This is a genomic window from Streptomyces sp. SS8 (assembly GCF_054072955.1).
The window spans coordinates 1-20,353 of sequence record NZ_JBSVCZ010000046.1 but is presented as its reverse complement, the minus strand read 5'-3'; the positions used below and the strand labels follow the sequence as shown (position 1 = coordinate 20,353).

Below are 20,353 nucleotides of genomic sequence, written 5' to 3'. Positions count from 1 at the left end.
AGCCTCGGTCTTCGAGTTTACGACTCGAAGACCGAGGCTTTTTTGCGTTGAGGTCCAGCATGGTGTGCTGCCAGGATCGGCGGATGGCGGAATACAGGGTCAGAGCGGTCCGGGCCGACGAATGGCGGGGGCTGAGGGAACTTCGGTTGGAGGCCCTCGCCGATCCTGTGGCGGTCATGGCGTTCCTGGAGCGGCACGAGGAGGCCGCCGCGTACCCGGACGGCGTGTGGCGGCGGAGAGCCGCCGACGGCGAGGGGCACGGGGACAGACTGACGCTCATCGGGGAGACCGGCGGCGGGCTGTGGTGCGGGAAGCTGACCGTTCTGGTCGAGGGGGACCGGACGCAACTGGTCGGCGTCTACATGAAGCCCGAGCACCGGGGCACGGGACTGGCGACGCGGCTCCTCGAAGCGGCTGTCGAGTGGTCATGGACGCGCCCGGCCGTCGAGGGGGTACGGCTGTACGTGCACGAGGACAACCACCGGGCGGAGGCCTTCTACCGCCGCCGGGGTTTTCGGCGCACCGGGAGGATCGACACGGACCCCCGCGCTTCGGCGTTCACGGCTCACGAGATGGAGCTGCTCAGGCCTCAGCTCTGAGGGCTCAGAGACGGCCGGCGGCCTTGAGGGCGAGGTAGGCGTCGGCCAGGGCCGGGGCGAGCTTGTCGGGGGTGGCGTCCACGACGGTGACACCGCGGCGACGGAGCCGGGACGCGGTGTGGCGCCGTTCTGCCTGCGTCCGTGCCGCGGCCGCGGCCCCGTAGACGGCGTCGAGTGTGCCGCGCGCGGCGGCCATCTCCTCGATGCGGGGGTCGGCCACCGAAGCGACCACCACCGTGTGGCGCTGGGTGAGGAGTGGGAGTACGGGGAGCAGGCCCTCTTCCACGGGAGAGGAGTCGAGGCCTGTGAACAGGACTACGAGCGAGCGCTGAGGAGCATTGCGGAGGACGGTCGATGCCATGCCCCGGGCATCGGACTCGATCAGGGCCGGTTCGAGCGGCGCCATCGTCGTGACCAGCGCCGGCAGCAGATCGTGGGCGGTGCGGCCCCGGAGCGTGGCGCGCACCTGGCGGTCGTAGGCCAGGAGGTCGAAGCGGTCGCCCGCGCGTGCCGAGAGGGCGGCCAGCAGCAGGGCGGCGTCCATCGCGGCGTCGAGACGCGGGATGTCGCCCACGCGGCCGGCCGAGGTGCGCCCGGTGTCGAGGACGGCCAGGATGCGGCGGTCGCGTTCGGGCCGCCAGGTGCGGACGGCGACGGAGCTCTGGCGGGCGGTGGCACGCCAGTCGATGGACCGAGTGTCGTCGCCCGGGATGTACTCACGGAGGCTGTCGAACTCGGTGCCCTCGCCACGGGTGAGGACGCTGGTGCGCCCGTCGAGTTCACGGAGCCGGGAGAGCCGCGCGGGCAGGTGTTTGCGGCTGGTGAAGGCCGGTAGGACGCGCACCGTCCAGGGGACGGAGTGACTGCCCTGGCGGGCGGCGAGGCCGAGTGGGCCGTACGAACGAACGGTGACCCGGGCGGCGTGGTGGTCGCCGCGCCGGGTCGGGCGCAGCCGTGTTGTGAGGCGGCGGCGTTCCCCGCCGGGCACGGTCAGCCGGTGCCGGGACGCGGTGATCTCGGAGCCGGCGGCCCAGACGCTGGGTGGCCAGGCGTCGCGGAGGTGTGCGCGCAGTGGACGTCCGGTGGGGTTGGTGACGGTGAGCCGGACTTCGGCAGGCTCACCGAGTCGAACTGATGTATCACCGGAACGGGTGAAAAGGAGCTTTCGGACTGGTGCCGCGCGTCCCAGGTCGTACAGGATTGCGAGCAGCAGGGTGAGTTCGACGGCGAGCAGGCCGGTCCAGCTCGGGAGCAGGAAGCCGACGAGAAGCGCGCCGAGGGCGGCGATGAGGGCTGTACGTCCGGTGAGAGCCATCGGTCGGTTCGCGTCGTCTCAGCGGGGCACGGGGACGTGGGCGAGCAGCGAGGAGATCACGCTGTCCGCGGTGACGCCCTCCATCTCGGCCTCGGGACGTAGCTGGATGCGGTGTCGCAGGGTGGGCAGGGCGAGTGCCTTCACATCGTCGGGGGTGACGTAGTCGCGTCCGGTGAGCCAGGCCCAGGCTCGGGCGGTGGACAGCAGTGCGGTGGCGCCGCGGGGTGAGGCGCCCAGGGAGAGCGAGGGGGATTCACGGGTGGCACGGCAGATATCGACGACATAGCCGGCGACTTCGGGTGAGACGGATGTCTTGGCTACCGCGGCTCGGGCCGCGTCGAGTTCAGCGTGGCCGGCCACACGGCGTACGCCGGCGGCGGTGAGGTCGCGGGGATCGAAGCCCTCGGCGTGCCTGGAGAGAACCTTGATCTCCTCCTCTCTGGAGGGCAGCGACACCTGGAGCTTGAGCAGGAACCGGTCGAGCTGGGCTTCTGGGAGGGGGTAGGTGCCCTCGTACTCGACGGGGTTCTGGGTGGCGGCCACCAGGAAGGGATCGGGGAGCTTGCGTGCGGTGCCCTCGACGGTGACCTGCCGCTCTTCCATGGCTTCGAGCAGAGACGCCTGGGTCTTCGGCGGGGTGCGGTTGATCTCGTCGGCGAGGAGGAGGTTGGTGAAGACCGGGCCGGGCTGGAAGGAGAACTCGGCCGTGCGGTTGTCGTAGATGAGTGAGCCGGTGACGTCGCTCGGCATCAGGTCGGGTGTGAACTGGACGCGCTTGGTGTCGAGTTCGAGCGTGGCGGCCAGGGCTCGGACGAGGAGGGTCTTGGCAACGCCCGGGACGCCCTCCAGCAGTACGTGTCCGCGGCAGAGCAGGGCGACGACGAGGCCGGTGACGGTGGCGTCCTGGCCGACCACGGCCTTGGAGATCTCGCCGCGCAGAGCCTCGAGGGCGGCGCGGGCGCTGTCTGCGGAGGGGGCGCTCACGGGGTGCGGTCCTTGTCTCTCGGAGATGGGGTGATGCGGCGTTCGAGGAGGTCGAGCCGGTCGGCGAGCCGTACGAGGGCTTCGTCGTCGGCGGGTGCCGGGCCGAACAGGAGACCGTGGATCCGGATGCCGTCGTCTCCGGTGCGGGCGGCGATGGCCGGGCACAGGGCCTCGGAGCGGTGGGCCTGTGCGGTGGGTACGCCGGCGAGAGGGGCGATCCGGGTGCGGGTGGCCGAGCGCAGGGCTTCGGCGGCGCGTTCACGTGCGTTCGCCTGGCGGTAGAGACGGGCACGGCCCTCGGCCGCCTCGGACGCCGGGACGGCCACGGGCAGGCGTTCGGGGACGAGAGGGCCCAGCCGCCTGGCCCGCCAGAGCGCGGCGAGGACCGCGGCGATCGCGAGCTGGAAGGCGCCCCACCTCCAGCCGGAGGGGATGAGATCGAAGAAGCTCTCGTCCCCTCCGTCGGTGGCGGTGGCGTCGTCCAGGGAGGGGAGGTACCAGACCAGATGAGGACGGGAGCCGAGGAGTTGCAGTGCGAGCGATGCGTTGCCGTGTTGGTCGAGGCGGTGGTTGTACAGCAGGTCCGGGGCGCCGAGCACCACGGTGTCGCCGTCACCGGTTTCCGCGGGGAGCCGCAGCAGAGTGGGCAGCTCGCCGCTGGGATAGCAGGCCTCGACCGAGGCGGCGGAGGTGGTGTAGGTGATGCCACCGAGTTCGGCCGCGCCCGCGCGCCGGGCGTACGGGGCGTCGCAGCCGGGGCGGAGCGCCTCGACGGAGGCGGGTTCCACGGCGCGTACGTCCGGGGCCAGGGTGCCCAGCGAGGCCGGGCCCGGGGCCAGCAGGACGGTGCGGCCTCCGCTGTCGGACGCGGCGGCGCGCAGCGCGTACTGCTGACGTGCGCTGAGCAGGTCCGGGTTGGCCACCAGCAGTGTGGTGTCGGGGCCCAGCGCCTCGGTGGCCTCGGTGATGCCGGTGGCGACGGTGGTGTTCACACCACGGTCGGCGAGGAGTTCCGCGGTGGCGCGGCTGCCGTAGCGGTCGGCGGAGCGGGGGTCGAGCAGTCCGTGTTGCTCGCCGGAGCGGAGGGCGGCGATGACCAGGCCGGCCAGTGCCAGGACGGCAGCCGCCAGCAGCAGGCCGCGGGCGCGCCCCCACAGTTGGCGCGCGGTGGGCGATACCGAGGTGTCCGCGCCGGTGGAGGGGGCGGGTGGTGCGGTCGTCATACGGCGCCTCCGCCGGGGGCCGCGGGTGTGGGGTCGCCGGTGAGGCGGGGCCTGCTGCGCCGGACGGCTTCCTCGAGGTCGCGCAGTCGCAGGTACGCGGCCTGGTCGGCTGGGCGTCCGGCGTATGTGACCTCGTCGAAGGCGAGAGCGGCGGCGTACAGGGCCGTGGCGTGGTCCGGGAGGACCCGGGCGGCTTCGGACGCTGCCTCGTCGGCGGTGCGGCCCGGACGGGGGTCGAGCAGGGCGCGTTCCTCCAGGGAGCGGACGAGGGCGCGCATCCTCTCCTGGAGTGCTTCGCTCCAGCGGGCGGCGGAGGCGTACCGCTCGGCCTCGGCACGGTGCTCGTCGGCGCTGCGCGGGCGGTCGTCGAAGAGTCCGCCGCGCCCGGTTGACCCGGGCGCGCGGCGCAGTGCGCCCATGCGCAGCCGCAGGCCGGCCAGGAGGAGCACGACGAGCAGGGCGACGGCCGCGAGGCCGACCCAGCCTCCGGGGGTGGCCCCCGCGGCGGTGTCGAGGAGATCGCCGATCCGCTCCCACACCCAGTCGAGGAGGCGCCGCAGGAGGCTCGGGTCGTTCTCGTGGTACATGGGCTTGGACAACTCGTCCTCGGCGGCCTCGCGTGCCGGGGCACGCGGGATCGTCACCGGTGCCCCGTCGTCGGAGCTGCCGGAGCCGTCGGCGCGTATGGCGAACGGGGTCTCCCGTACCGCCGCGCGCACACCCGCTGACCGCGTCACCACATCAGTTCCCCGGGGCGGTGTCGCCGGTGTGCCGCTCGTAGCCGGGCACTTCCGCGGCACGGGCGAGTTCGAGGTCGAGGGCCTCGCGGCGGATGCGCTGGTCCATGTAGAGGAGGGCGGTGACGCCCGCGCTGATCGGGAGGGTGATGGTGGAGGCGATGACCGCCCCGATGCCGACGACGATCAGGTAGGTCCAGGTGATGTCCGCGACGCCGCCGGTCATGAAGCTCTCGATGCCGTCGCCGCCCAGTACGGGGGCCAGGAAGGAGGCGGGCAGCTGAATGATCATCGCGATCATGAAGACCAGCACGGTGGTGAGGAGCTGGATGCCGAAGATGCGCCACCAGGAGCCCCGCACGAGCCTGGCGGAACGCCGCAGCGCTGCGAAGACACCCTGCCGCTCCAGCATGAGGGCGGGCGCGGAGAGGCAGTAGCGGACCCACAGCCAGACGGCCGCCACGGTGCCCGCGAGGCCGCCGAGGAGGGCGATGCCCACGCCTGCCAGCTCCGAACCCGCCATGCCGAGGAGGATGCCGGGCAGGAAGCCCAGGGCGACCGCACCGCTCACGATCAGTCCCACCAGCAGCGTCAGCCCGAGCAGGCGGGCGAGCTGCGGCCGGGAGTCGCGCCAGGCATCCCCGGTGGACACCGGGCGGCCCAGAACGGCACGGCTGACCACCACGGTGAGCATCGCGGTGGCGATGACCGTGCCGATCAGGGAGGCCAGCAGTTCGACGCCCAGGGCGCTGAACGTACCGCTGAAGGCGTCCAGCACCTCGTCCCTGGTCGGCTCGGCCTTGGCCTCCAGCGCCTGGAGGCCGCTGTTGTCCCGCATCCAGACGCCGGTGGCCACGGTGGAGGCGAGCTGGATCATGATCGCGACCGCGAGGGATATGCCCAGTACCGTCCGCCAGTGGGCCCGCGCGGTGGAGACCGCCCCGTCCAGGATCTCGCCTACGCCCAGGGGACGGAGCGGGATGACGCCGGGCTTGGCCGCGGGCGGCTGGTTCCAGTTGCCCCAGCCGGGCCCGCCCGGTGGCGGGGGAGGAGGAGCGCCCCAGCCCTGCGGGGCGGCGGGCGGCTGCTGCGGCGACCAGTTCGCGGGCGGCTGCCCCGGTGGAGTCCTGTCCGTGGGCACCTTGTCGGCGGGCTGCCCGGAGGTACCGCCACCGGATGCGCCCCCACCGGAGGCGGGGGGAGGGTCGGAAGGGGAGGATCCGGGCGAGGCCCAGCCCGGAGAGTCACTCACAGCGGTTCACCTCGTGTTCTCGCGGCCCGTTCGTGGGGATGTATCGGCTGGTTGGCAGCCATCGTGCCATGGGCCGCCGTGGAACGGCGCGGGCCCTGCGGCTCCCGGTTGCCTTCGACTGACGGCAGGGAGAAGGGGCAGACTGTCCGAATGGTTGACCAGACTGAGGAACGATCCACGGCTTCGGCGTCCGGTGGCGCACCGGTTCCCGTTCCCGCGCTGCGCTGGGAGGAACCTCCCGAGGGGCCGGTGGTGGTGCTGCTCGACCAGACCCGGCTCCCCGCCGAGGAGGTCGAGCTCGTCTGCACCGACGTGCCCGCCCTGGTGGAGGCGATCCGCTCGCTCGCGGTGCGCGGTGCGCCGCTGCTGGGGCTGGCGGGTGCGTACGGCGTCGCGCTGGCGGCCGCCCGCGGGTACGACGTGACCGACGCGGCCGAGCAGCTCAGGCACGCGCGTCCGACCGCGGTCAACCTCGGGCACGGGGTGAGCCGGGCCGAGCGGGCCTTCCAGGCATCTGCCGATGCCGGCGCGGGGTACGAGCGGGCGGCCGCCGCGGCGCTGGCCGAGGCCCGGGCGCTGCACCGCGAGGACGCCGAGGCGAGCGAGCGGATGGCCGGGCACGGCCTGGCTCTGCTGGGCGAGCTGCTGCCGGGCGGGGGCTACCGCGTCCTGACCCACTGCAACACCGGGGCGCTGGTGTCCGGCGGGGGAGGCACCGCGTTCGGGGTGGTGCGGGCCGCGCACCGTGCCGGCGAGCTGCGCAGGCTGTGGGTGGACGAGACCCGGCCGCTGCTCCAGGGGGCGCGGCTGACGGCGTACGAGGCGGCCCGGGAGGGCATGGCCTACACGGTGCTGGCGGACAACGCCGCCGGTTCGCTGTTCGCGGCGGGCGAGGTGGACGCGGTGCTGGTCGGCGCGGACCGGATCGCGGCCGACGGCTCGGTGGCGAACAAGATCGGCAGCTATCCGCTGGCGGTGCTGGCCCGCTACCACCATGTGCCGTTCGTGGTGGTGGCGCCCATGACCACAGTGGACCTGGAGACGGCCGACGGCGGTTCGATCGAGGTGGAGCAGCGCCCCGGCCACGAGGTGACGGAGTTCGCGCCGCCCACGGTGCCGGGAGCCGGGGCGGAGCCGGGCAGCGGCATCCCGGTGGCTCCGCTGGGCGCGCAGGCGTACAACCCGGCCTTCGACGTCACTCCGGCGGAACTGGTGACGGCGATCGTCACCGAGCGGGGGGTGGTCTCACCGGTCACGGGAGGCGCGCTGGCCGAGCTGTGCTCGCCCTCACCGTCACCCCGGGAAAAGTCACGATCGGGTAATGGGATGATGGACGCATGAAGGGACGCGTCCTGGTCGTCGACGACGACACCGCACTGGCAGAGATGCTCGGCATCGTGCTGCGCGGCGAAGGCTTCGAACCGTCGTTCGTGTCGGACGGGGACAAGGCTCTCGCCGCCTTCCGCGAGACCAAGCCCGACCTCGTGCTGCTCGACCTGATGCTGCCGGGCCGGGACGGCATCGAGGTGTGCCGGCTGATCCGCGCCGAGTCCGGGGTGCCGATCGTCATGCTCACGGCCAAGAGCGACACCGTCGACGTGGTGGTGGGCCTGGAGTCGGGGGCCGACGACTACATCGTCAAGCCGTTCAAGCCCAAGGAGCTGGTGGCCCGCATCCGGGCGCGGCTGCGCCGCTCGGAGGAGCCCGCCCCCGAGCAGCTGGCCATCGGCGATCTAGTCATCGACGTGGCGGGACACTCGGTGAAGCGGGACGGGCAGTCCATCGCGCTGACTCCCCTGGAGTTCGACCTGCTGGTGGCCCTCGCCCGCAAGCCGTGGCAGGTCTTCACCCGCGAGGTGCTCCTGGAGCAGGTGTGGGGGTACCGCCACGCGGCGGACACCCGGCTGGTCAACGTCCATGTCCAGCGGCTGCGCTCCAAGGTCGAGAAGGACCCGGAACGGCCCGAGATCGTGGTGACCGTACGCGGCGTGGGGTACAAGGCCGGACCAAGCTGACATGTGGCGCGGCGGTCGATTCCTCCCGGACGGGCTGCTGTCCGAAGGGGCGACGGGCAGTCGGGCGCATCCCCTGTTCCGGATGTTCGTCCGCTGGGTGAGGCGCCCGCTGCTGGCCGTGGTACGGCTGTGGCGGCGCAACATCCAGCTGCGGGTGGTGACCGCCACGCTGCTGATGTCCCTCGCGGTCGTCCTGCTGCTGGGCCTGGTCGTCATCGGCCAGGTCAGCAACGGGCTCCTGGACGCCAAGCAGCAGGCCGCGCGGAGCCAGGCCGCCGGCGGTTTCGCGGTGGCCGAGCAACTGGCCGACGACGCGGCCGACGACGTGGCCTCGGGAGGCACCGGCAACGTCCGCGACGGACGCCAGGACACCGGCACCTGGCTGAACGACCTGGTGACACAGCTCGCCAGCGGCGGCCAGGGCGTCTACTACCTGGTGGCACTCAGCTCCGAGGAGGGGCCGGACACCTTCGGTTCGGACGAGGGATCGGGCAGCCACGGACCCCGTGCGTCCTTCGACCTCAAGCCCGAGGAGAGCGTGTCGCCGCAGCTGCGCGAGGCACTGGACGACAGCCCCGACACCTACGAGCAGTACGGCACGATCGTGCTGGAGGGCGGCCGGACCGAGGCCGCGCTGGTCATAGGCAAGCGCCTGAACGACCCCAACGGCGACCCGTACCAGCTGTACTACCTCTTCCCGTTCCAGCAGGAGGAGAAGTCCCTCAGCCTGGTCAAGGGCACACTCGCCACCGCCGGTGTCTTCGTGGTGGTGCTGCTGGGCGCCATCGCCTGGCTCGTCGTGCGCCAGGTGGTCACCCCCGTCCGGATGGCCGCCAGGATCTCCGAGCGGCTCGCCGCCGGGCGCCTCCAGGAGCGGATGAAGGTCAGTGGCGAGGACGACATCGCCCGGCTGGGCGAGGCGTTCAACAAGATGGCGAAGAACCTCCAGACGAAGATCCAGCAGTTGGAGGAGCTGTCCCGGATGCAGCGCCGTTTCGTCTCGGACGTCTCCCACGAGCTGCGCACCCCGCTCACCACGGTGCGGATGGCCGCCGACGTCATCCACGAGGCGCGCGACGAGTTCGACCCGGTGACGGCCCGCTCGGCCGAGCTGCTGCTGGGGCAGCTGGACCGCTTCGAGTCGCTGCTGGCGGATCTGCTGGAGATCAGCCGCTTCGACGCCAAGGCGGCCGCGCTGGAGGCCGACCCGGTGGACCTGCGCGATGTGGTCAGGCGCGTTCTGGAAGGCGCGGAGCCGCTCGCCGAGCGCAAGGGCAGCCGTTTCCTGGTCCACGGCGACGAGCGACCGGTCATGGCGGAGGCGGACGCCCGGCGCATCGAGCGCGTGCTGCGCAACCTCGTGGTCAACGCGGTCGAGCACGGTGAGGGCCGGGACATCGTGGTCCGGCTCGCCTCGGGCGACGGCGCGGTGGCCGTGGCGGTGCGCGACTACGGTGTGGGGCTCAAGCCGGGCGAGGCCAACCGGGTCTTCAACCGCTTCTGGCGTGCGGACCCGGCCCGCGCCCGCACCACCGGCGGCACCGGCCTGGGCCTGTCCATCGCGGTCGAGGACGCCAGGCTGCACGGCGGCTGGCTGCAGGCATGGGGCGAGGAGGGCGGCGGTTCGCAGTTCCGGCTGACCATCCCGCGCACCGCGGGGGAGCCGCTGCGCGGCTCCCCCATCCCCCTGGAGCCGGCCGACTCCCGTCGCCGCAGGGAGGCCGCCCAGGACCGGCCCGGCGGGGCGAACGCCCCCGTGCGGTCCCCGGTCCCGTCCCCGGGGGCGGCGCGGGAGCCGCGCCGCCCGCCCGGCGGCGCGGTGGCGGCACCGCCCCGGGAGGCCGGGGACACCGGGGGCGGGCCGGGTGGCGGAGAGCCGGGGGCGCGGAGGCGGACGGCGGCTGAGCCGGAGGAGGAGCAGGGTGGACATGGCGACCGGTAAGGAGACTGAGCGTCCCCGCGAGGATCTCCGTCCTCCACGCTCGTCCCGTACGCGCCGCGGGTACGTGGCGGCGCTCGGCGCTCTCGTCCTGCTGCTCGCCGGGTGCGCGTCGATGCCCTCCGAAGGGGAGGTCCGCAAGGTGGATCCCCTCTCCCGGGCCGACACCGACTCCCAGGCACGGGTGTTCGGGATGAGCCCGCGCAAGGGCGCGGATCCCTGGCAGATCGTGCGCGGCTTCCTGGAGGCCACCACGAGCGACGAGCCGGGGTTCGCCACCGCCCGCGAGTACCTCACCGGCAGGGCCGCGCGCGGCTGGGACCCCTTCGCCCGTACGACGGTGCTCGACGTCGCCCCCACCGTGTTCGCCTCCGGCCGCTCCTCCACCGATGAGGAGGACGGCACCACCGTGGAGGTGACCGGCCCGACCGTCGCGCTGGTGGACAGCGAGCACGCCTACCAGCCCAGCGAAGGGACGTACCGGGAGGTGTTCCACCTCGTCCGGGTCGGAGGCGAGTGGCGCATCGACCAGCTGGCGGACGGGCTGGTGGTGGCCGAGGCCGACTTCGAGCGCAACTACGAGTCGGTCAACACCTACCACTACGCCGACCTGGGCCCGGACACCGGCGCGGTGACGCGGGGCGAGGACGTCCTGGTCGCCGATCCGGTCTACGTCCGGGAGCGCATAGACCCGCTGACCGAGGCGGTCGAGGCGCTGCTGGACGGGCCGACCGGCTGGCTGGCCCCGGTGGTCGGCTCGGCCTTCCCCGAGGGCACACGGCTCGCCGCCGGCACGAGGCTCTCCCCGAACGACTCCGGCACGCTGACCGTCCCGCTGGTCGTGCGCGACGGGAAGGGGCGTGAGCGTCCGCTCGGGGTGGGGAGCGCCCAGTGCGACCGGATGGCCGCCCAGGTGCTGCACACCGTGGGCGGCCAGGTGTCGGCCAGGACCTCCCGCGTCCGGCTGACCAGGGGGGAGGGCGGCGCCGAGCTGTGTTCCCTGACCGGTGACGAGGCCGAGGCGTACGCGCCGGGCCGGCTGGGCGGTGTCGGCGGCGGCCAGTACTTCGTCGACGACCGCGACCGGCTGGCCGTGGTGCTGGGGGACAGCGACCGGACCGCGCCCGTCGGCGGCCCGTTCGGTGCGGGGCTGACCAGGATGAGCGCGGTCTCGGTGAGCCGGGACGAGAAGCGGGGTGCGGGGGTGTCGCTGGACGGCCGGTCGCTGTTCGTCGCACCGCTCGCCGCCGACACCGGGCTCGGCGATCCCGTGGTGACCAGCGGCGCGCAGCGGGAGAGGGACGGGCTGACGGCTCCGAGCTGGGACGGGCTCGGCGACCTGTGGGTGGCCGACCGCGATTCGGACGGGCCCCGGCTGCTGTGGCTGCGCGGGGGCCAGGAGGAGGCGAGGGAGGTCGAGGTGGCCGGCCTCGGCCGCGGCCGGATCGAGGCGCTGAGGGTCTCCTCGGACGGTGTGCGCATGGCACTGCTGGTCAGCGACGGGGACCGGACGACCCTGCGGCTCGGACGCATCGAGCGGGAGGAGTCCGAGGACGGGGAGCCCATGGCGACCGTGGAGGGTCTGCGGCCCATCGCTCCGCGGATGGAGGAGGTGCTGGACGCCTCCTGGGCGGGCGACAGCAGGCTGGTGGTCGTCGGCCGGGAGTCGAAGGGCGTGCAGCAGTTGCGCTACACGGCGACGGACGGCTCCTCGGCCGGCCCCTCGACGCTGCCCGGACTCAACGGGGTGACCGGTGTGGCGGCCTCGGAGAACGGTGACAGACCGCTGCTGGCCGACACCGGGGAGGGCATTGCCCGGCTCGATCGCGCCGAGTGGGAACTGGTCACGGACAAGGGGTCGATGCCTGTCTACCCGGGGTAGTCGTCCCGGTATGTTCGGTATGCGGGAATGGTGGCGGGAGCTGGCCGATCTGGCGCTGCCTGCCGACTGCGCCGGGTGCGGACTGCCGCGCACCGGTCTGTGCGCGCGGTGTCAGGAGTTGCTGCGTGGTTCCCGGCCGCGGCGGGTGCGGCCGGACCCGCCGCCGGACGGCCTGCCGCCGGTCCACGCGTGCCTGGCCTACGCCGACGAGGCACGGGCGGTGCTGCTCGCGCACAAGGAACGCGGCGCCCTGCGGCTGGCGGCTCCGCTGGGGGTGGTGCTGGCCGGCGCGGTGTGTGCGGCGGCCCGGGCGGCGGCGCCGGGGGGAGCGACGCCGGGAGGAACGGCGCGGGAGGGCGGGGGGCCGCTGCTGCTGGTTCCGGTGCCCTCCGCGCGGCGCTCGGTGGCGGCACGCGGCCACGACCCGGTACGGAGGATGGCGCTGGCGGCGGCCGGCGAACTCAGACGCGCCGGGCGGCCGGCGCGGGTCCTGCCCGTGCTGCGGCAGCGGCGCACCGTGGCGGACCAGGCGGGGCTGGACGCCCGGCAGCGCCTGGTCAACCTGGCCGGAGCCCTGGGTACGGCCGCCGGTGCGGAACGCCTGCTGGCGCGGGGCCCGGTGGTCGTGGTGGACGATCTGGTGACCACGGGCGCCTCGCTCGCGGAGGCGGCGCGGGCGCTGCGCGGAGCCGGCGGAGCAGTGGCCGGCGCGGCGGTGGTGGCGGCCTCACGGCCCGGCGCCTCCTAGGGCCGTATCGGCCGGAGTCCACCCCGCTCGCCGCTCCGGGGGGTCTCGCACCGGTGTGCGGGCGTTCCTCCGGCAGGTGGTCCGCGGGGGCGTACCCCGGCCGGGAATGGGCAGTGTGGTCCGTACGGGTGGAACCGTCGGCGGGGGCCTCTGCCTCCCGGTGTGAAGGCGGAGCCGCCCGCGATCGGAGGCAGGTGCCGACAGGGGGTGCCGAGTTTCCTCCGGCAGGGGTAGGTTCGGTTGTGAGGAATGGCGGGAGTCGTTCCGTACGGCGGGACATGTGCGCTCCAGGGCGTTCACCCGGCTTTGCCGGCCAATCTCCCGGAAACGGGAGAGTGGCGGTCTTCCCGACCGGGGAGGAGGAGGTGAAAGTCGCAACCCGACGTAGGGCCGGACGGTGACGGGCGGGAGCCCGCACTTTCCGGACTCAGTGCACAAAGGGCGTGCTCCGCCGCTCAGGCGGCGGGGGTGCCCGGGAACGGAGTTCTGCGTGGACATCGTCGTCAAGGGCCGTAAGACAGAGGTGCCGGAGCGGTTCCGCAAGCACGTGGTCGACAAGCTCAAGCTGGACAAGATCCAGAAGATCGACGCCAAGGCGATCCGCCTCGACGTCGAGGTGTCCAAGGAGCCCAACCCGCGTCAGGCCGACCGCTCCGACCGGGTTGAGATCACACTGCGCTCCCGCGGTCCGGTGATCCGCGCCGAGGCGGCGGCGGCCGATCCCTACGTGGCGCTGGATCTGGCCACGGAGAAGCTGGAGTCGCGGCTGCGCAGGCAGCACGAGAAGCGGGTCTCCGCGCGCAAGGGGAACGGCCACCACCGGATCCCGGCGCACGATGTGGCCGTGACCGTGCCGAACGCGGCGACCATCGGCGAGGACGGCCGGCTCGGACCGCAGCGCACGGCGGTCGAGGAACCGCCCGCCACCACCAAGGTGGGACCGCTGGAGGTTCAGGGGGAGGGACCCCTGGTCGTCCGGGAGAAGACCCACGCGGCGGCCCCGATGTCGTTGGACCAGGCCCTGTACGAGATGGAGCTGGTCGGGCATGACTTCTACCTGTTCGTCGACTCCGAGACCAAGCTGCCGAGCGTCGTCTACCGACGGCACGGCTACGACTACGGCGTCATCCATCTGGAACCCGACCCCTTCGTGGAGGAGGCCCCGCACGGCGCCGGAGGCGCTCTGCGTGGCTGATAACAGTCGCTGACACCGCGCACCGGACCCGCCCCCGGCCGAACGAGGAATTCGGCCGGGGGCGGGGGCATGGAATCATGGCCACGTCCAACCGGCGCCCTGCACCGGCCGGTTGGCGCTGCGTAGCCTGGCTGCAGGGGGAGGAACGATGGCGGACAGCTTCGGGCCCGTGACGCCCGGCGCGCGGGACGGCGGCCGAGGCGCCGCGCCCGTGGGCGCGGGGACGGCGGACCTGCGCAAGGAGCCCATCCGAGTCCTGGTCGTCGACGACCACGCCCTCTTCAGACGCGGGCTGGAGATCGTCCTCGCGCAGGAGGAGGACATCGAGGTCGTCGGCGAGGCGGGGGACGGTGCCGAGGCCGTGGACAAGGCCGCCGACCTGCTTCCCGACATCGTGCTGATGGATGTGCGGATGCCCCGGCGCGGCGGTATCGAGGCGTGCACCTCGATCAAGGAGGTGGCCCCCAGCGCGAAGATCATCATGCTGACGATCAGCGACGAGGAGGCCGATCTCTACGACGCGATCAAGGCGGGGGCCACCGGCTACCTGCTCAAGGAGATCTCCACCGACGAGGTCTCCACCGCGATCCGCGCGGTCGCCGACGGGCAGTCGCAGATCAGCCCGTCGATGGCGGCCAAACTGCTCACCGAGTTCAAATCGATGATCCAGCGCACCGACGAGAAGCGGCTGGTGCCCGCGCCGCGTCTGACCGACCGGGAGCTGGAGGTGCTCAAGCTCGTCGCCACCGGCATGAACAACCGCGACATCGCCAAGGAACTCTTCATCAGCGAGAACACCGTGAAGAACCACGTCCGCAACATCCTGGAGAAGCTCCAGCTCCACTCCCGGATGGAGGCGGTGGTCTACGCGATGCGGGAGAAGATCCTGGAGATCAGGTGAGGCGGGCCGGCCCGCGCCGGGCCGGCCGTGCCGGACGCGCCGAGTGAACCGGACAGGCCGGCCGTGCCGGACGCGGCGGGCGCGTCAGCCGAGGGCCGCGGTGAGGGCCGCGGCCAGCGTCGGGTCGTCGCAGCGCTCGACGCGGACCGCGTCGCAGCCCACCCATCCCGCCGCCTCCCGCAGCGCCCGCGCCATCGGCTCCACCGCCCCGCGCCCCGTCATCGACACCTGCCGCGCCACCAGCGTCCTCCCCTCGCGGGCCGGATCGACCCGGCCCAGCAGCCGTCCCCCCGACAGCAGCGGCATCGCGAAGTAGCCGTGTATCCGCCGGGCCCTGGGCACGTACGCCTCCAGCCGGTGGGTGAAACCGAAGATTCTCTCGGTGCGCCTGCGATCCCAGATCAGCGAGTCGAACGGCGACAGCAGCGTGGTGCGGTGCCGCCCCCGGCTCCCGGACGACTCGGCCTCCAGCGCCGCCGGGTCCGCCCAGGCCGGCCTGCCCCACCCCGCCACCTCCACCGGCACCAGGCCCGTCCCGGCGACGACCGCGTCGACCTGCTCGCCCTTCAGCCGGTGGTAGTCGGCCAGGTCCGCGCGGGTGGCCACACCCATCGCCCGCCCGGCCTGGGCGACCAGCCGGCGCAGGCACTCGTGGTCGGTCAGGTCGTCGTGGAACAGCTCGCCGGGGACGGCGCGCTCGGCCAGGTCGTACACCCTCTTCCAGCCGCGCCGCTCGGTGCAGACCACCTCGCCGGTGTCCAGCAGCCACTCCACCGCGATCTTCGTCTCGGACCAGTCGTACCACTCGCCGCCGTTCTTCGCGCCGCCCAGCTCGGTGGCCGTCAGCGGGCCGTCGGCCTTCAGCCGGTCCCGCACGGCGGCGCAGGAGCGCTCGGAGTCCTCCATGCGGTGCCAGCGGTGCCCCCTGGCCCGGAACGCCCGGCGCCGGAACGCGAAGTACGGCCACTCCTCGACCGGCAGGACGCAGGCGGCGTGCGACCAGTACTCGAAGGCGCGCCCTCCAGCCCAGTACGCGGCCTCCACCGTGTCGCGGCCGACCGCGCCCAGCCGCGCGTACGGCACCAGCTCATGGGAGCGGGCCAGTACCGAGATGGTGTCCAGCTGCACGGCTCCCAGGCGGCGCAGCACCCCTTCCACCCCGGCCCGGCGGTCCGGCGCTCCCAGCAGCCCCTGTGCGCGCAGCGCGATCCGGCGGGCCTCGTCGGCGGAGAGTGAGAGTGAGACGGAGGTCATGCGCCGACGATAGGGCCTGCCACCGACAGCGGGCCCGGAAACGGCCGGACCCCGCCCGCGGGAGCGCGGCCCTACGGCGCGGGCAGATACGGTACGGCCGCCTCGAGCCCCCGGTCCGAGGGCAGCAGCGACGCCACCCAGGCGTCCCGCCGGGTCCCGCGGAAGGTGATCCGCGCCCGCAGGGTCCCCTCCATCACGAAGCCCAGCCGCTCGGCCACGGCCCGCGACCCGGTGTTCCCCGCCTCGGCGAACCACTCCAGCCGCTCCACGCCCAGCTCGCGGAAGGCCCAGTCGGCCACCGCCCGCGCGGCCTCCACGGTGTACCCGCGGCCCCGCCACTCCCTGGCCGTCCAGTAGCCCAGCTCCGCCAGGCGCCCCTCCGGTCCGGGCGGTGTGACGCGCACCAGGCCCATCGAGCCCACCAGCTCCCCGCCCCGGGTGAAGACGCCGAAGTTGTACGCGGTGTCCTCGCGCCAGCCCGCCGGGCCGATGTTGAGCACGAACTCCTGCGCGTGCCGCCGCTCGTACGGCTCGGGGAGGGTGGTCCAGCGCAGGATGTCCGGGTCCTGGCAGGCGGCGTGGACGGCGGGGACGTCCTGCGGCTGGAAGGGACGCAGCAGGAGGCGCTCGGTGCCCAGGGTGACGGGTCGCATGGAGATGATTGTGCCGGTCATCCAATCGGGCGGAACCGGCACCTTCCGAGTCTCCGGCACGTTGGGGGGTACAGGGGCCGGTGCCCCTCGCATACGATGGCCGGTGCGGCTGGGCCCGACGCAAGGAGGAGGCCCGCCGTGCCAGAGCACCCAGACCGTGCCCGGCCCGACCGGCAAGGAGCCAGCCTACGTGTCCGTCTTCGGCAAGATCATGCGTGCAGGTGAAGGCAAGATCCTGCGCAAACTGCACCGCATCGCGGACCAGGTGTCGTCGATCGAAGAGGATTTCGTCAACCTCACCGACGCCGAGCTGCGGGCGCTCACGGACGAGTACAGGGAGCGCCTCGCCGACGGAGAGTCCCTGGACGACCTGCTGCCCGAGGCCTTCGCGACGGTCCGCGAGGCGGCCAAGCGCGTACTCGGCCAACGCCACTACGACGTGCAGATGATGGGCGGCGCCGCCCTGCACATGGGCTATGTGGCCGAGATGAAGACCGGTGAGGGCAAGACGCTGGTGGGCACCCTGCCCGCGTACCTCAACGCCCTGTCGGGCAAGGGCGTCCACCTGATCACGGTCAACGACTACCTGGCCCAGCGCGACTCCGAGCTGATGGGCCGGGTCCACAAGTTCCTGGGGCTGACGGTCGGATGCATCGTCGCCAACATGACCCCGGCGCAGCGCCGTGAGCAGTACGCCTGCGACATCACCTACGGCACCAACAACGAGTTCGGCTTCGACTACCTGCGCGACAACATGGCGTGGTCGAAGGACGAGCTGGTGCAGCGCGGCCACAACTTCGCGATCGTCGACGAGGTCGACTCGATCCTCGTCGACGAGGCCCGCACCCCGCTGATCATCTCGGGTCCGGCCGACCAGGCCACCAAGTGGTACGGCGACTTCGCCAAGCTGGTGAAGCGCCTGGAGCGCGGCGAGGCCGCCAACCCGCTCAAGCAGCAGCCGGAGACGGGCGACTACGAGGTCGACGAGAAGAAGCGCACGGTCGCCATCCACGAGTCCGGTGTGGCCAAGGTCGAGGACTGGCTGGGGATCGACAACCTCTACGAGTCGGTCAACACCCCGCTGGTGGGCTACCTCAACAACGCGATCAAGGCCAAGGAGCTCTACAAGAAGGACAAGGACTACGTCGTCCTCGACGGCGAGGTCATGATCGTCGACGAGCACACCGGCCGCATCCTGGCCGGCCGCCGCTACAACGAGGGCATGCACCAGGCGATCGAGGCGAAGGAGGGGGTGGAGATCAAGGACGAGAACCAGACGCTCGCCACGATCACCCTCCAGAACTTCTTCCGCCTCTACGACAAGCTCTCGGGCATGACCGGCACGGCCATGACCGAGGCCGCCGAGTTCCAGCAGATCTACAAGCTCGGCGTGGTGCCGATCCCGACCCACCGGCCGATGATCCGCAAGGACCAGTCGGACCTGATCTACCGCACCGAGGTCGCCAAGTTCGACGCGGTGGTCGAGGACATCGTCGAGCGGCACGAGAAGGGCCAGCCGGTCCTGGTGGGCACCACCTCGGTCGAGAAGTCCGAGTACCTGTCGCAGCAGCTGAAGAAGCGCGGCGTGCCGCACGAGGTGCTCAACGCCAAGAACCACGAGCGCGAGGCCGTGATCGTGGCCCAGGCGGGCCGCAAGGGCGCCGTCACGGTCGCCACCAACATGGCCGGCCGCGGTACCGACATCAAACTCGGCGGCAATCCCGACGACCTGGCCGAGACCGAGCTGCGCGCCAAGGGCCTGGACCCGGTGGAGAACGCCGAGGAGTGGGCGGCGGCCCTGCCCGGGGCCATGGAGCGTGCCGAGCAGGCCGTCGCGGCGGAGCACGAGGAGGTCACCGAGCTCGGCGGCCTGTACGTGCTGGGCACCGAGCGGCACGAGTCGCGCCGTATCGACAACCAGCTGCGTGGCCGGTCCGGCCGCCAGGGCGACCCGGGCGAGTCCCGCTTCTACCTCTCGCTCGGCGACGACCTGATGCGGCTGTTCAAGGCGCAGATGGTCGAGCGTGTGATGTCCATGGCCAACGTGCCCGACGACGTCCCGATCGAGAACAAGATGGTCACCCGGGCCATCGCCTCGGCGCAGTCGCAGGTCGAGCAGCAGAACTTCGAGATCCGCAAGAACGTCCTGAAGTACGACGAGGTCCTCAACCGGCAGCGCGAGGTCATCTACGGCGAGCGCCGCCGCGTCCTGGAGGGCGAGGACCTGCACGAGCAGATCGTCCACTTCATGGACGACACCATCGACGCCTACGTCCAGGCCGAGACGGTCGAGGGATTCGCCGAGGAGTGGGACCTGGACCGGCTGTGGGGCGCCTTCAAGCAGCTCTACCCGGTGACGGTCACCGTCGAGGACCTGGAGGAGGCCGCCGGGGGCCGCGACGGCATCACGGCGGACTTCATCGCCGACGCCATCAAGGACGACATCCACGAGCGGTACGAGGAGCGCGAGAAGCAGCTCGGCTCGGAGATCATGCGCGAGCTGGAGCGCCGTGTGGTCCTCTCCGTCCTCGACCGCAAGTGGCGCGAGCACCTGTACGAGATGGACTACCTCCAGGAGGGCATCGGCCTGCGCGCCATGGCGCAGCGCGACCCGCTGGTGGAGTACCAGCGCGAGGGCTACGACATGTTCGTCGCGATGATGGACGGCATCAAGGAGGAGTCCGTCGGCTACCTGTTCAACCTGGAGGTCCAGGTCGAGCAGCAGGTCGAGGAGGTGCCGGTCGAGGAGGCCGGGCCCGCCCCCTCCCTGGAGAAGGCCCCCCGGGAGGAGGCCGTCGCGGCGGGCGGGCGTCCGGCGATCCGGGCCAAGGGCCTGGAGGCCCCGCAGCGTCCGGACCGGCTGCACTTCTCCGCGCCGACCGTGGACGGCGAGGGCGGTGTCGTCGAGGGCGACTTCGCCAGCGGCGAGGACGGCGGCCCGGTCCGCTCGCCCGCGGACGGCATGACCCGCGCCGAGCGCCGCAGGGCCCAGAAGGAGAAGGGCCGCCGCCGCAAGAAGTGACCCGGCGGCCGCCGCCGCGGGGCGGCGGGCGGTCCGCTTCGATACCGGTCCGGGGCCGGGCGTCCGAGGAGGGCGCCCGGCCCCGGGGCGTCTTCCGTGCCGCACGGTCCCCCGTGTCCCGTGCGGCACGGTCACGGTGTCGTCCCGCCGGGCGGGCCACCGGTCATGGCGGTCCCGCCGGTCAGGAGACGGTGTCGAGCTCGACGGCGGAGCACAGCCAGCGCCGGTCGCGGGAGTGCTCCAGACGGAAGGCCAGAGCGCGCAGCCGGTCGCCTGCGGCGATCCGGGCGAACGCCTCGACCGCGCCGGGGCGGGGCTGCGACCAGCCGACCTCCCTGACCACCGGAGCGGGTCCGCCCGCCTGTGCCGACCGCAGCGGGGTCAGCGGGGCGAGCCGGACCAGTTGCTCGTACGCCTCGTCGCGGGTGTGGCCGAGCAGGAGGTGGACCGGCCGCAGCCCGCTGAGGACGAGCACCAGCCGGTGCGCGAACCAGTAGGGCGGCAGCCGGTCGCGTTCGCGCTGCCGGGCCGCGAGCAGGGCCGAGCGGGCCGGGGGGCGGGGGGGCCCGCCGGGGGGGGGGGGGGGTGGGGGGGGGGGGGGGGGGGGGGGGGCCCCCGGGGGGGGGGGGGCGCC

Annotated in this window: 17 protein-coding genes; 9 read left to right on the top strand and 8 right to left on the bottom strand. The window is 72.8% G+C overall.

Annotated features, from left to right (window positions below; genetic code table 11):
• Nucleotides 1–83: 83 nt before the first annotated feature.
• Nucleotides 84–599: a GNAT family N-acetyltransferase gene (locus ACW69E_RS27175; RefSeq protein WP_457500938.1), complete on the top strand. Its 516-nt coding sequence runs from the start codon at nt 84–86 to the stop codon at nt 597–599.
• Nucleotides 600–603: 4 nt separating this feature from the next.
• On the opposite strand, the gene ACW69E_RS27170 is transcribed toward ACW69E_RS27175, so the two are convergent.
• Genes ACW69E_RS27170 through ACW69E_RS27150 form a run of 5 tightly spaced genes read right to left on the bottom strand, consistent with a single transcriptional unit; the run spans nt 604 to nt 6,110 of the window.
• Nucleotides 604–1,914 (bottom strand): DUF58 domain-containing protein, encoded by a 1,311-nt coding sequence (locus ACW69E_RS27170; RefSeq protein WP_457500937.1) that lies wholly within the window; start codon nt 1,912–1,914, stop codon nt 604–606.
• Nucleotides 1,915–1,932: 18 nt separating this feature from the next.
• Nucleotides 1,933–2,898 carry an AAA family ATPase gene (locus tag ACW69E_RS27165; protein ID WP_457500936.1) on the bottom strand — a complete coding sequence of 322 codons (966 nt, stop codon included), beginning with the start codon at nt 2,896–2,898 and terminating at the stop codon, nt 1,933–1,935.
• Complete coding sequence (locus ACW69E_RS27160) at nt 2,895–4,121, bottom strand: DUF4350 domain-containing protein (RefSeq protein WP_457500935.1); 1,227 nt, start codon at nt 4,119–4,121, stop codon at nt 2,895–2,897. Before ACW69E_RS27160 ends, ACW69E_RS27165 begins: the two co-directional genes overlap by 4 nt.
• On the bottom strand, nt 4,118–4,807 hold the full coding sequence (locus ACW69E_RS27155; protein ID WP_457500939.1) for a DUF4129 domain-containing protein: 690 nt from the start codon (nt 4,805–4,807) through the stop codon (nt 4,118–4,120). Before ACW69E_RS27155 ends, ACW69E_RS27160 begins: the two co-directional genes overlap by 4 nt.
• 55 nt (nt 4,808–4,862) lie before the next feature.
• Nucleotides 4,863–6,110 (bottom strand): glycerophosphoryl diester phosphodiesterase membrane domain-containing protein, encoded by a 1,248-nt coding sequence (locus ACW69E_RS27150; protein WP_457500934.1) that lies wholly within the window; start codon nt 6,108–6,110, stop codon nt 4,863–4,865.
• Nucleotides 6,111–6,260: 150 nt separating this feature from the next.
• Between ACW69E_RS27150 and mtnA the strand changes: the two genes are divergently transcribed.
• The 7 genes from mtnA to ACW69E_RS27115 all read left to right on the top strand — a co-directional run bounded on the left by mtnA (nt 6,261) and on the right by ACW69E_RS27115 (nt 14,790).
• Nucleotides 6,261–7,451, top strand: a complete 1,191-nt coding sequence (gene mtnA / locus ACW69E_RS27145) for an S-methyl-5-thioribose-1-phosphate isomerase (protein WP_457500933.1) — start codon at nt 6,261–6,263, stop codon at nt 7,449–7,451.
• Complete coding sequence (gene mtrA / locus ACW69E_RS27140) at nt 7,448–8,125, top strand: two-component system response regulator MtrA (RefSeq protein ID WP_014061181.1); 678 nt, start codon at nt 7,448–7,450, stop codon at nt 8,123–8,125. The genes mtnA and mtrA overlap by 4 nt, the downstream gene beginning before the upstream one ends.
• Before the next feature lies 1 nt (nt 8,126).
• Nucleotides 8,127–10,067: an MtrAB system histidine kinase MtrB gene (mtrB, locus tag ACW69E_RS27135; RefSeq protein WP_457500932.1), complete on the top strand. Its 1,941-nt coding sequence runs from the start codon at nt 8,127–8,129 to the stop codon at nt 10,065–10,067.
• Complete coding sequence (locus ACW69E_RS27130) at nt 10,054–11,946, top strand: LpqB family beta-propeller domain-containing protein (protein ID WP_457500931.1); 1,893 nt, start codon at nt 10,054–10,056, stop codon at nt 11,944–11,946. The genes mtrB and ACW69E_RS27130 overlap by 14 nt, the downstream gene beginning before the upstream one ends.
• A 19-nt stretch (nt 11,947–11,965) precedes the next feature.
• Nucleotides 11,966–12,694: a ComF family protein gene (locus ACW69E_RS27125; RefSeq protein WP_457500930.1), complete on the top strand. Its 729-nt coding sequence runs from the start codon at nt 11,966–11,968 to the stop codon at nt 12,692–12,694.
• A gap of 490 nt (nt 12,695–13,184) precedes the next feature.
• Nucleotides 13,185–13,889, top strand: a complete 705-nt coding sequence (hpf, locus tag ACW69E_RS27120; protein WP_457500929.1) for a ribosome hibernation-promoting factor, HPF/YfiA family — start codon at nt 13,185–13,187, stop codon at nt 13,887–13,889.
• Nucleotides 13,890–14,037: 148 nt separating this feature from the next.
• Nucleotides 14,038–14,790 (top strand): response regulator, encoded by a 753-nt coding sequence (locus ACW69E_RS27115; protein ID WP_457500928.1) that lies wholly within the window; start codon nt 14,038–14,040, stop codon nt 14,788–14,790.
• An 84-nt stretch (nt 14,791–14,874) separates the two neighbouring features.
• Here the strand turns inward: ACW69E_RS27115 and ACW69E_RS27110 are convergent, their stop codons facing one another.
• Together ACW69E_RS27110 and ACW69E_RS27105 are read right to left on the bottom strand one after the other, a co-directional pair.
• Nucleotides 14,875–16,044, bottom strand: coding sequence for a winged helix-turn-helix domain-containing protein (locus ACW69E_RS27110; protein WP_457500927.1), 1,170 nt, complete (start codon nt 16,042–16,044; stop codon nt 14,875–14,877).
• Nucleotides 16,045–16,115: 71 nt separating this feature from the next.
• Complete coding sequence (locus tag ACW69E_RS27105; protein ID WP_457500926.1) at nt 16,116–16,697, bottom strand: GNAT family N-acetyltransferase; 582 nt, start codon at nt 16,695–16,697, stop codon at nt 16,116–16,118.
• Between the two features lie 190 nt (nt 16,698–16,887).
• Between ACW69E_RS27105 and secA the strand changes: the two genes are divergently transcribed.
• On the top strand, nt 16,888–19,719 hold the full coding sequence (gene secA / locus ACW69E_RS27100) for a preprotein translocase subunit SecA (protein ID WP_457500925.1): 2,832 nt from the start codon (nt 16,888–16,890) through the stop codon (nt 19,717–19,719).
• Nucleotides 19,720–19,900: 181 nt separating this feature from the next.
• On the opposite strand, the gene ACW69E_RS27095 is transcribed toward secA, so the two are convergent.
• Nucleotides 19,901–20,194 carry an Rv3235 family protein gene (locus ACW69E_RS27095; protein WP_457500924.1) on the bottom strand — a complete coding sequence of 98 codons (294 nt, stop codon included), beginning with the start codon at nt 20,192–20,194 and terminating at the stop codon, nt 19,901–19,903.
• Nucleotides 20,195–20,353 lie beyond the last annotated feature (159 nt).